At 65.1% G+C, this 11076-nt stretch carries 9 protein-coding genes; 4 read left to right on the top strand and 5 right to left on the bottom strand.

Annotation, left to right across the window (positions count from 1 at the left end; translation table 11 throughout):
* Positions 1–281: 281 nt before the first annotated feature.
* The 4 genes from ACIBW7_RS36680 to ACIBW7_RS36665 form a co-directional block, all read right to left on the bottom strand.
* The gene (locus tag ACIBW7_RS36680; protein ID WP_397054589.1) at positions 282–1661 is read right to left on the bottom strand and encodes a tyrosine-type recombinase/integrase; all 1380 of its coding nucleotides are present in this window, start codon (positions 1659–1661) and stop codon (positions 282–284) included.
* A gap of 421 nt (positions 1662–2082) precedes the next feature.
* Positions 2083–3582 carry an MFS transporter gene (locus ACIBW7_RS36675; protein WP_397054587.1) on the bottom strand — a complete coding sequence of 500 codons (1500 nt, stop codon included), beginning with the start codon at positions 3580–3582 and terminating at the stop codon, positions 2083–2085.
* A gap of 117 nt (positions 3583–3699) precedes the next feature.
* Positions 3700–4719, bottom strand: coding sequence for an NAD(P)/FAD-dependent oxidoreductase (locus tag ACIBW7_RS36670; protein WP_397054585.1), 1020 nt, complete (start codon positions 4717–4719; stop codon positions 3700–3702).
* Between the two features lie 97 nt (positions 4720–4816).
* Complete coding sequence (locus ACIBW7_RS36665; RefSeq protein ID WP_397054583.1) at positions 4817–5632, bottom strand: oxidoreductase; 816 nt, start codon at positions 5630–5632, stop codon at positions 4817–4819.
* Between the two features lie 204 nt (positions 5633–5836).
* On the opposite strand from ACIBW7_RS36665, the gene ACIBW7_RS36660 reads away from it, so the two are divergent.
* The gene (locus ACIBW7_RS36660; protein WP_397054581.1) at positions 5837–6460 is read left to right on the top strand and encodes a TetR/AcrR family transcriptional regulator; all 624 of its coding nucleotides are present in this window, start codon (positions 5837–5839) and stop codon (positions 6458–6460) included.
* A gap of 1181 nt (positions 6461–7641) precedes the next feature.
* On the opposite strand, the gene ACIBW7_RS36655 is transcribed toward ACIBW7_RS36660, so the two are convergent.
* A complete protein-coding gene (locus ACIBW7_RS36655; protein WP_397054579.1) occupies positions 7642–7770 on the bottom strand; it encodes a hypothetical protein in 129 nt (42 codons plus the stop codon).
* Positions 7771–8285: 515 nt separating this feature from the next.
* On the opposite strand from ACIBW7_RS36655, the gene ACIBW7_RS36650 reads away from it, so the two are divergent.
* The 3 genes from ACIBW7_RS36650 (at position 8286) to ACIBW7_RS36640 (ending at position 10863) form a co-directional block, all read left to right on the top strand.
* On the top strand, positions 8286–8717 hold the full coding sequence (locus ACIBW7_RS36650) for a hypothetical protein (RefSeq protein ID WP_397054577.1): 432 nt from the start codon (positions 8286–8288) through the stop codon (positions 8715–8717).
* A gap of 899 nt (positions 8718–9616) precedes the next feature.
* Positions 9617–10132, top strand: coding sequence for a hypothetical protein (locus ACIBW7_RS36645; RefSeq protein ID WP_397054575.1), 516 nt, complete (start codon positions 9617–9619; stop codon positions 10130–10132).
* Positions 10129–10863 (top strand): hypothetical protein, encoded by a 735-nt coding sequence (locus ACIBW7_RS36640; RefSeq protein ID WP_397054573.1) that lies wholly within the window; start codon positions 10129–10131, stop codon positions 10861–10863. Before ACIBW7_RS36645 ends, ACIBW7_RS36640 begins: the two co-directional genes overlap by 4 nt.
* Positions 10864–11076: the final 213 nt, after the last annotated feature.

The raw sequence follows: 11076 nt of genomic DNA, 5'->3' as shown, positions 1-11076 counted from the left end.
CCTGCGGTACGTAGTGCGCAAATAGCCGCGCGACACGTGTGAACTACACAGCGAGCCCAGATTCCCGGGTCCACCGTACAGCGGATCCCATCCGCCAATGCCGCATACCCGCCGTTCGTTGAACGCCCATCGTGTTGCGGTTGGATTGCCACGGCAGCCGGTTGCCTCCCTGCCAAGTGGCCGTCCGTGGGGAGTTGCCACTGGCCGCGGACAGACAGTGAACCCACTGCTGTCAGGTGGACAAGTCATCGTGAAATTTCGGCAACGATCACGGTCGAATGCTACTGCGTAGAGTCTTCTTTCAGGCTGGAGCGGACCGCGGTCAGGGAGATGAAGGCGCGGTCGGTGCCGATCTCGTCGGGTGTGGGACCTGCCGGGGTGGGCACGGCGGACAGCTTCTTCGCCAGTTGGAGCAGCACCTCGCGGTCGCCCTCCAGTGCGTCGCGCTCATCGTCGGTGAGGACGAGTTGCTCGAGCATCTGGTCCACGCCGTCCTTGACGGCGAGCAGCTGGCCCGCGCTGGACTGCTTGGGTAGGTAGAACGGGCAGCGTGCGCAGGCGAGCCGATGAGGGCATTTGGCGAAGAAGTCGTAGGTGCAGTAGCCGTTACCGAGGTCGTAGTACTTCCACGGCTGTTGCCCGCCGGTGGCCGCTCCGGACAGGATGGTCTCGCGGTCGATGAGCACCTGGATGGTTCGCACGTTGCGCGCGAAGTAGTCGGCCTTGTGGTAGGCGGCGGTGAGTCGACGTCGTAGGATCGCCGCGTAGTGCCGGGTGCTGGCGATGTGCTTGTGCCCCAACCACTCTTGGAGGTCGGCGATCGACAGGGGCTCACGGGCGTTGAGCAGTTGGGTCGCGATCGTCGACCGTGCACGGTGGCTGGTCAACGCGCCTCGCGAATCGGTTTCGGGGATGCCGGCTTTCGCGCACAACGCCGGGATGATCGTGTTGTTGAGGTAGGTGCTGCCGATCAGCTGGCCGCGGACGCAGAACAGGAACTGGCGGCGTTCGCCGGTCTTGCGGTCCTGTAGGTCGGGTTGCGGGGGCCGGACGTGTCGCCAGGCGTCGACGAGTTGACCGACGATCGGGTCGACGGGTTTGGTGAACGGTCGTGAGGTCTTGTTCTGCGGCACTCGCAGCAGGCAGATCGGGAAGGTTTCGCCGGTGTCGTTGTCGCGGCCTTCGTCGCGTTCGACGCAGTCGAGTTCGAGTCGTCGGATCTCATCGATGCGGCATCCGCCGAACAGCCAGATCCCGACGAGCGCGCGGACCATTTCGATGGGGTAGTAGGTGCGCCGCTTGCCGGTGGCTTTTGCTCGGTCGGTGCCGTATTCCTTGAGGTCCTCGGTGTTGGGGGTGAGTCCTGCGGCCATGAGTTTGGCCCACGCGACTTCGTCGATGACGCGAGGGTTGGGTCCGATCTGGGATCGCACCGACACGGGTCCGGACAGGACTTTGCGGGGGTCGAATTTCGGTGTGATCCATTCCCATTCGATCAGGTCGAGGAAGAATGTTCGCAGGCTGTCGATGCGTTGCACCTTGCCGACCGCGGTCAACGGTTGGCCGAACTTGCTGACGTTGCGGTTGTGTCCGGCCCACTGCCCGTGGACAGCGTGCAGGGTGTCGGCGACGTACTCGGCGGCGATGTTGCGGGTCCACAATTGTGGTTCGAGCGCTTCGGGGTGCTTGTCGGCAAGCCCACCGGCCGGCGATCAGGATCACCGAGAACACCCCGCGCACGGTGCCGGGTTCGTGCGTGGACAGGCGCCGCCACCGTTGTGCCCAGTCCAGCCAGCTCTTGTTGATCATGCGCATCGCGTCTTGCGCACTCCGGGGCTGCGCCGAGGAGGTGAAGGGGTCGGTGAACGGTGTCGTGCTGCGTCACCACGTCGAACGTCACGCTCACCGTGTGATCGGTTTCCAGGGGGGCCGGGCTGTCGCACACGGCAAAGGCGGGCAGGAGGGGTCCGTTCGGTAGGGGCCGGCCACCACCGTAGAGATGCCCTGCTTTCCTGCGCTGATTCGTGTCATGAGAACAACAGTCATCGCAGGTAGCAGGGCATCTCTAGGGTGGATCCAGGCTCAGTGGGCCATCACGGGCTCGCCCTCGGACGGCTCCAGAGCCCGATTCGGAATCAGGAACGCCGCGATCACCGCACCGACCACGAAGAACCCGGAGCCCCACGCCAGGGTGGCCGTGTAGCCCTCGACCCCGGCCTGCGCCGCGGCCAGCGCGCTGGGCTTGTGCGAAGTCAGGTAGTCGGTCGTCGCCGTCGTGGCAACGGTGGTCAGTAGCGCCGTACTGATGGAGCCGCCGATTTGCTGACCGGTGTTGATCAGCGCCGAGGCGACGCCCGCGTCATCGTGGTGCAAGCCTGAGGTCGCCCCCTGGAACGCGGTGGTCATCGCCCCGCCGATGCCGAGACCCAACAGGATCATGCCGGGCATGATGTGGGTGGCGTAGGTGCTGTCCAACTCGAGCCGGGTCAGCAAGGCCATACCGGCTGCGGCGACCAGGAAGCTGACGCTGACGACGACCTTCGGGCCGACCCTGGGCAGCACCAGCGAAGGCATCGTGGTCGACGTAGCGACGACGCCCGTGACCAGCGGCAGGTACGCCAGACCGGTCTTGATCGGCGAGTAGCCGAGGGTGGCCGCAAAGTAGTAGGTCAGGAACAGGAAGATCGAGAACATCCCCATGCCGATGACGAACACTGCCACGAACGAACCACCGCGGGTGCGGTCCAGCACGACGCGCAGCGGCAGCAGCGGATGCGCGACCTTGGTCTCCAGCAACACGAACACCACGAGCAGCACCGCGCCGACGATCATGGAGCCGAGGGTGACAGGGTTGGTCCAACTGGTGGACTCCACGTGCGCGAACCCGTAGACGATGGCGAACAGTCCGGCGCTCACCACGAGGATGCCCGGAATGTCGAGTTTGGGCTTCTCGGCGATCACGGGCTTGGCCAGCAGCAGCAATGCACCGATCAGGGCGGGGACCGCGAAGGCCACGTTCACGTACATCACCCAGCGCCAGGACGCCCATTCGGTGAGCATGCCGCCGACCAGCAGCCCGATCGCGCCGCCCGCACCACCCAACGCACTGAAGACACCGAAGGCCTTCGCCCTTTCTGGGGGTTCGGTGAAGGTCACGCTGAGCAGTGAGAGTGCCGCTGGCGCGAGCACCGCGGCGAAGAGACCTTGGGCCACGCGCGCCGCGACGAGGATCTCGAAGCTGGAGGCCGAGCCGCCGAGAACGGACGCGGCCCCGAAACCCGCCAAGCCGATCACGAAGAGGGTACGTCGGCCCAACAGGTCACCGAGTCGGCCGCCGAGCAGCAGCAGGCTGCCGAACGCCAGGGCGTAACCCGTGATGACCCACTGCCGGCTGCCGTCGCCGAAGCCGAGGTCTCGCTGCGCCTCGGGCAGCGCGATGTTCACTACGGTCGCATCGAGCATGACCATGAGCTGCGCCAGGCCTAGTACGACCAGTGCCCACCAGCGCACGGCATGCGAGCCGCGAAGGCCCGGCTTTTTCTTTCCGGAGGCGGGCGCCCCGCGGTCGATGCTGGTACTCATATTTCCCCTTGCTTGCTGTTGCTGGGCATGACTGAAATCCGTCTGGAAACAGATCGGTTCTCTCACCAATGAAGGTGAGGCGAGTCGGTGACGGGCTGCGATCTCAGGGCTTCAAGATCATCGTGTGGCCGCTTCTGGGCTACCCTCGGCGATCCCCTGGAGGGCCGCGTCGGTGTCCGCGGTGACCAGATGCTTGTTGATGTCGACGCCGGCCAGTGCGCCGGCTGCTGCGGAGGGCCCGACCTGGGCGACCAGATCGGTGGCGTTGCCTGCCACCCACACACCCGGCACCTCGGTGGTGCCGGCTACGCCGGAGGCGAAACCGCGGCCCATGTTCGGCAGGTCCCGCACCGGCAGGTTCAGACCTTCCAGGCCCTGGGTGCGGGCCTGCATCTGCGCGGCGACCGCGAGGACGCGGCGGGCCACGACCCGGCCGTCGGCCAAGCGCACCCCGGTCAGGGCACCGTCCTCGTCGTTGACGACCTCGGTGACCGGGGTGTCGATGATGCGGATGCCGCGGGCGGCGAAGCGGGCGCGGCTGTCCTCGTCCAGGTCAGTGCCGTGAGTGAAGTAGGTCAGGTCCTCGGTCAGCTGACGGAACAGAAGCGCGTGGCCGATCGAGGCCGGGCCGGTGGCGAGGACGCCGATGGGCTCATCGCGCACCTCCCAGCCGTGGCAGTACGGGCAGTTCACGACACTGTGCCCCCAGTGCTCGGCGAGCCCGGGCACCTCCGGCAGCACATCCGTGAGGCCGGTGGCCACCAGGATTCGGCGAGCGGTGATGCTGCGGCCGTCGGCCAGGGTGACGGTGAACCGCAGGTCCCCATCCGCCGACGGGGCGGCAGACTCGGCCGAGACCACCTCGCCGTGGACGATGCGTCCGCCGTAGTGGCGTACCTGCTCGCGGCCCCGCCGAAGGATCTCGGCCGGCGGGGTGCCGTCCAAGACGATGAAACCGTGCATAGCCTCCGCGGGCGCGTTGCGCGGGAAGCCGCTGTCGATCACGACGACCGAGCGGCGTGAGCGGGCGAGGATCAGTGCACCGTTCAGCCCCGCGGCGCCCCCGCCGATCACCACCGCGTCGACGGTTCCCTCGGCCAGTGCGTCGCTCGCGTACGGAGGAGTCGTCACAGCCATGGTCTCCTGCCTTTCCTTATCAGTCGTGGTTCGGTCAAACCCGGCGAGTTGACAGGCAACCCGCCGGAAGCTTTCTGGGCGTGTTCTGACTACGAGGTCAGCCTGCTAGGCGGTTGAGCTTGCGGATTTGTTTGTCGAAGGCACGCGACGGCACGATCCGGCGCAGGACGCTGACGCGTCCGGCCATCGAGCCGGCGGTGTACCGGAGCTTGGGCTTGGAATCGGTGGCGGCCGCGACGATCACCTTCGCGACAACGTCCGGGTCGTCGGCGTTGCGCAAGGCCGTGGCCAGCACGTCTCGGGACACCTCGCGCTGTGCGGCGTAATACGGCAGGGGCGAGTCGGGTGCCAGGCTGCTCGCCTCGAAACTCGTGCTTGTGTAGGCCGGCTCGATCAGCAGCATCCGGACGCCGTGCTCGCGAAGCTCGTGGTCGACGGACTCGGAGTAGCCCTCGATCACATGCTTGCTGGCGGCGTAGATGGCCATGAATGGGGCTGGGATCAGGCCGAGGACCGAGGAGACGTTGACCACGCGGCCACTGCCCTGGGCGCGCATGTGGGGCAGCACTGCGTTTGTCATCCGAATCACGCCGAAGACGTTGATGTCGAAGACCTCCTTGGTCTGGTGGATCGAGCTCTCCTCGCCAGCGCCGACCGCGCCCACGCCTGCGTTGTTGACCAGGACGTCGATCCGACCGAACCTCTCGATCACTTCGTTGACCAGGGAACGGACCGACTCGTCGCTGGCCACGTCGAGATCGAGGAACGTCACCCCGGCGAGCGGCTCGGCGTTCGCCGCGTTGCGGCTCGTGCCGACCACCGCGAAGCCGGCGTTCGCGAGGGCGAGCGCTGCGGCCCGTCCGATCCCGGAGGAGGCGCCCGTCACGAGGGCCACTGGGGGAGGTGTCTGCATGTTGGTTCCTTCGGTTGTGGGCAGGACTTTGTCGTGCGCTGTGCGGGGTCGCCTGTGCCCAGGTCGACACGGTCCGCGCCGGTCCTGCAAGCCCGGACCAAGCCGGTCCGACAAGCTCAGGATGGTTGTGTACTGAACTGTCAAAAATCTAGATAGTTCTGTACTGATTTGTCAAGAATGGCGGATCGGCCCTACCCTGTAGGTATGGCTAGACCGCGAAGCTTCGACCGCGAACACGTCCTCCATGCCGCCGAGCGGCAGTTCCGCACGGCGGGCTACAACGGCACGAGCGTCGACGACATCAGCGCCGCCACCGGCCTGGGCCGCGGCAGCCTCTATGCCGCGTTCGGCGGCAAGCAGGGCGTGCTGCTGCAGGCGATGGCCGGGTACTCCGCGCGGCTGGGGCAGTTTGCGCCGCAGGCGCTCGCCGGACCGGACGAGGGCGCCCTGGAACGACTGCGCGGGTTTTTGCTCCGCGCCGTCGAGGGGGTGCCACTCGCCGACGACGTACCCCCCGCCCCTGACCGGGCGGCGGCGGCCTGCTTCGCCGCCAAAATGGCCCTGGAGCTCGGCGCCTCCGACCCTGAGCTGGAACGCATGGCCAACGCCTGCTTCTCCGCGCTCGTGACGGCGGTGGCCGACTGTGTGCGAGCGGCGCAGCGCAGCGGCGACCTCGACCCCGACGCGGATCCCGACGACCTTGCCTACCTGCTGCTGACCATCATCCGTGGGATCGATGTCGTAGGCGCCTTCGGTCAAAGTCCCGCCCGCCTGACCTCGATTGCGGAGAGCGCGTTCGCATTGTTGCCTCGCCGGCGCCACCGCTGAGAAGGGCACGGCAGAACCTTTCCCGTCACTGGACCCTATATGCCGACACCGAGCTCGCCATCGGATCCTCCATCCCCCGAGTCCGCGGCCGCTTCGCGGCTCGTGCCCGTCGAGCTAGGGCTGCCTTTGGATTGAAACAGTCTGTCCAGCAGGGAGATCAGGAATTCAGACGGCGGTAGCTGTGGGATGTGTGGGCCCCACAACAACAGGTCTGGCATGGGTGTGGTGCCTGATGACGCGTCAGCGCCCCCCGACGACGGACTCGACGTCGGGGCGGCAAGGAAGTGGCCCTGCGGCCAACGCGCTCGAGTTGACGGTGGTCGAACGCGTGCGTATCACTGCACCATTCTCCGGCTCGACGCCCTCGGCCGTGTCGGTCGGCAATTTGACGAAGCTCAACCCGCCGTGCACACTGCTCTCATTAGAGAGCGACGCTCTCGGCGAGTCGCGGGAGGCGGACATGCAGGAAGTCTGGAAATGGTCCAACCTCACGCTGGCATTCGGGAGCTGTCGTCGCTTGCGGGTTTCCTGGGCACGGTGGCCCATGATGTTGAGGACCCGGATTGGGCGGTCGGTGATCCCCGCCGCACGTGATTCGGCGACGAGCATGGTGATCACCCGACGGATCGGTCCGCGCTTGAAATCCGATGTGCTTCTCTGCATTTTGCAAGTCGAACCTGAGATGTTCAGTCCAACGCAGGTGTTTCGGGGCAGAGGGGGCGCACTACAGCCACAGCCACCTGCGGCCACCCGCTCAGCCTCGCAGGGATGGGTCGCATGCGGTTCATCCTGCGCTATGCGGCATTGCCGGATGGGTCGGCACTCTCGTCAGACTGGGTCCTATTCGGCTGAACAGGTTCGAATCAGTAGCCATCAACCGGTGTGCACCGTGGTGCAGGGAGCACCACGGGATCTTCGCTACCCATGTCTTGTCGGTAGTCTTTCGGGGCTTGGCGATCGGGCCAAATATCCTGTACTGCATGCATCGTCGTGATCTCGTGCAAGCCCTGGCTAGGTCTATGCCGGATCAGGACAACGTCGTCGTCTATCCGGACCACCCTCTTCTTGTTCGCGGCCCTGATGTTCTGGCTCGCGATGACGACGGATTGGTGGCCTATTTCGTCTTCGCGACGCGTGATCCGAGGCCCAGTTCAGTGGCCAGCCGTACACGGACACTGCTATCACGGCTTGCGCTGCCGGAAGGTACCGAGTTCGTTTTGGTGTGCGAGTCGCGCACTCTGGAACTCCGAGACGACGATGTCGAGCTGTTCGACGCGGTCCGGTACGGCGTGCCGCGCGTAAGGTCCCACCGCAGGAGCCTAGAGCCTTCGGGATTCTCCCCGGGTGGCGTCGTCGCCGAGTTGAGGCCGTTCCACATGCGCCGGTTCGGTGACGCATGGGCTATGCGAGACGACGATCAACCGTCGGAATCGCCCGCGCAAGCCGACAGTTTAGAGAGATTTTCCAGGGGCGTGCCGATCTCCGGGTTGGGTGGGCGAGGGGTCGGCCGATGGCCTCGTCTGCCGGCCACTATGGATGTCAACAGGGGGGTACTCTACGCGTCCCCCCGTTCTATCCCGTCTGATCGGACTGCGGTGATCCGCCAGATAGGGCAGTGGATTTCTGTCGCAGTCGACTTCGACTACCCTTCAACCCTGGACTCATTGTCTGCGGCTGTCGCGGCGCTGCACTCTTATAACGCATATTTGCCGATACATCGTGCACGGACAGGACCTCTGTTCGAGGGCAAAGCCTCCGACATTCTCAAGCCTTACCGTGCAGCCGCGTTCGCGGGATTCCATACGATCATCGGGGGTACTTAGTAATGTCGAAAAAGACTCGACTTGATACCATGCGTCTCCTTGCCAGCGCACACCCAGCGCTGAGGAACTCTCCCGTCCTGACCGACATCGTCCATGAACTCAATCGGATAGCTGCTGCCGAACGATCCGACAAGACAGACAGCTGGCTGCTGAAAGTCCTCCACACCACACGCGCACTGGACACCTCGCTCAGTGAAGTGCTTGCGCACAAGGGATGGACTCCTACCAGCAAGTTCGGTTTGGGTGCGTACCTGATTGAGCTGCAGAACCACAGAGTCTTTACCCCGAGGCAACGGAGCGACTTTCAAAAGGCCATCGTCGACAAGCGGAATCGATATATGCATCGAGCGGGAGCGATGCCGAATCGGCTTGAGGCCAACAGCATCCTGAACGAAATGGATACGTGCTTGTCCTTCGTCCTGACGAATACGTAAGTGCCGCTGAGCAGGTCTGCTGCCTTTGAGAGTCGGTGCCTGCGCGGCGTTGGGAGTAGATGCAGAACACACACGATCGAGCGAAATCCGGCCTGATAGCTCTCATGGGGACGGGTGCCCGCGGCGGCGATGCGCGCCCATGCTCGTGCAGGAAGGTGAGCCTGTTCGCGCGCTCGGCGGACTCTTGCGCGCGATGGCCCATGACGTTCAAGACCCTGATCGGACGATCCGCGATCCCAGTCGAACGGGATTCACCGATCAGCGCCGTGACCACCCTCCGGACCGGTCCGCGCTCGAACCTGGACCTAGAGCGCCGGGTTCAACGCGAGGGATTTCGGCGGCCGCGCCTTGTCGCCGCGCTCGAAGCCCTTGCCGCAGCCGGGTCACGGCAGGTGGTTGTCCCGCCGTGTCCGCTATGCGACCGGCTGCTGCCCTTACGTCACGCCCTGGACGGACTACGTGTGTGCCAGCGCTGTTACGACCGGCGACACTATCAGCGCTGTTGTCGATGCGAACACGACGCCAAAGTGTAGGGCCGCACGCCCAACGGTGAGGCGTTGTGCCGGAGCTGCCATCAGAACGAGCCGATAAACCATGAAGCATGCGCGATCTGCCGTCGTCGCCGAAAGGTCGCTTCTCACAACGACATCGGCGAACCGGTGTGTGACACCTGCACGACCGCTCCGCTCGCCGAATGCGGAGTCTGCGGACTGGTGAAACCGTGCTTCGGTGTGGCGGCTGGCGCGCCGCGCTGTGAAGCATGTGCCCGCCCCATCGAACCCTGCGTGACATGCGGCAAGAATCTGCGCGTCCACGTTCGAACACCAGACGGCGGGCCGGTCTGCTCGACCTGCCACCGCAAGGACCCTCGATGGTTCGCCACCTGCACATCGTGTGGTGTGACAGGCCGACTGCACCACCGCGGGCTTTGCAAACACTGCGCCGCCGATACGGTCCTCACGGAGCTGCTCACCGGGCCGGACGGGAACATCCCTGCCGAACTCCAGCCGCTGCTCACCACGCTCATGGCCGGGGAACCGCGGCAACTCCTCGAATGGCTGGGTAAACGTGGCCGCCGACCCGGAAACCCGACAACCGCCGAGCTACTGCGGGGCCTGGCGACCGGCGAATGCGCGATCAGCCACGATGCACTCGATGCCCGATCCAGCAAGCAAATCGAACACCTTCGGTCGGTGCTGGTCTACGCCGGAGTGCTCCCGCCCCGACACGAATGCGTCGCAGCGCTACAGCGCTGGATCACAGCCAAGCTCGACACCATCAGCTCGAAGGACGACCAGCTGGTACTGCGATCCTTCATCACCTGGCACTGCCTGCTCGACTGTGGCACAGCCTGGATTCGCGCCCTGCGCCGGCATCGCAAATCAACGGTCTGCGCAATCGCATCAGCACCGTGACGGAATTCCTCGGGTGGCTGCGAGAACGAGGACGAGCACTGCACGACGTCGACCAAGCTCATGTCGATGAGTGGCTGACGACCGGCCCCAGCACGCGCTACTACCTGCGTGCGTTCCTTCAGTGGGCGGCGCGGCGCGGGCACGTCGGCGATGTGGTTGTCCCGGTCCGCAAGTCGAGGCAACATACGGCTCCGATCGATGCGGACCAGCGATGGGACATGGCACGGAACCTCCTGTACAGCAACGAGTTAGCGCTGCCGTATCGCGTAGCTGGCCTGCTCGTGCTGCTGTACGCACAGCCGATGGCGGCGCTCGCGGAGATGACCGTCGATCAGGTCATACGCGGCGACGACGGCGTTTACGTGCGACTCGGCCCGCTGCCATTGCACCTACCCGAGCCGCTGGACGCGCTCATGGTGCGACTGACGGAGGAGCATTCCGGTAAAGCATCGATCGCTCGGCGGGAGCGGTCTGTGTGGCTGTTTCCCGGGCGCGCAGCCCGGCCGGCACATCAGCTACATCCAGATGGTGACTCAGCTGCATCGGATTGGCATCCACGGCCTACCGACGCGAGCAGCGGCCCTGCTCGATTTGTGCACACAGCTACGCCGACGATCGTCAGCCGCCTGCTTGGTCTCAGTGTTGCAACAGCCGAAGCCTGGTCGCATACCACAGGGCTGGGCACCTACGCGAGCGTAATCGCGCAGCGGAACAACAGCTCTGGAACGTAGACGATCCACCCAAATGTCCGTGGCCGGGCACCACTGACAGCAGCAGGGAAGTGGAACAGGTTATCGTGCTGTAGATTGATGGAGGCTGCGTTCCCCATGCGACCGATGTGCGGCTACTACCGTGCGTTCGTAGACGGTGATCGGAGCGCTGCGCCGATTTGGGCCAGAGTGCGGGCTGGCGCGCTCGCAGCCTCGCAAATTCGGGTTGCTGTC

The sequence above is a fragment of the Nocardia sp. NPDC049526 genome (assembly GCF_044465765.1).
Lineage (GTDB): Bacteria > Actinomycetota > Actinomycetes > Mycobacteriales > Mycobacteriaceae > Nocardia.
Note: the sequence above shows the minus strand (reverse complement) of the source record. Positions and strands in the feature narration are given on the sequence as shown.

Excerpts from the sequence above, each read along its gene's own strand:
- ACIBW7_RS36675 (WP_397054587.1), bottom strand. The coding sequence starts at position 3,582 with ATGAGTACCAGCATCGACCGCGGGGCGCCCGCCTCCGGAAAGAAAAAG.
- ACIBW7_RS36670 (WP_397054585.1), bottom strand. The coding sequence starts at position 4,719 with ATGGCTGTGACGACTCCTCCGTACGCGAGCGACGCACTGGCCGAGGGA.
- ACIBW7_RS36665 (WP_397054583.1), bottom strand. The coding sequence starts at position 5,632 with ATGCAGACACCTCCCCCAGTGGCCCTCGTGACGGGCGCCTCCTCCGGG.
- ACIBW7_RS36660 (WP_397054581.1), top strand. The coding sequence starts at position 5,837 with ATGGCTAGACCGCGAAGCTTCGACCGCGAACACGTCCTCCATGCCGCC.
- ACIBW7_RS36650 (WP_397054577.1), top strand. The coding sequence starts at position 8,286 with ATGTCGAAAAAGACTCGACTTGATACCATGCGTCTCCTTGCCAGCGCA.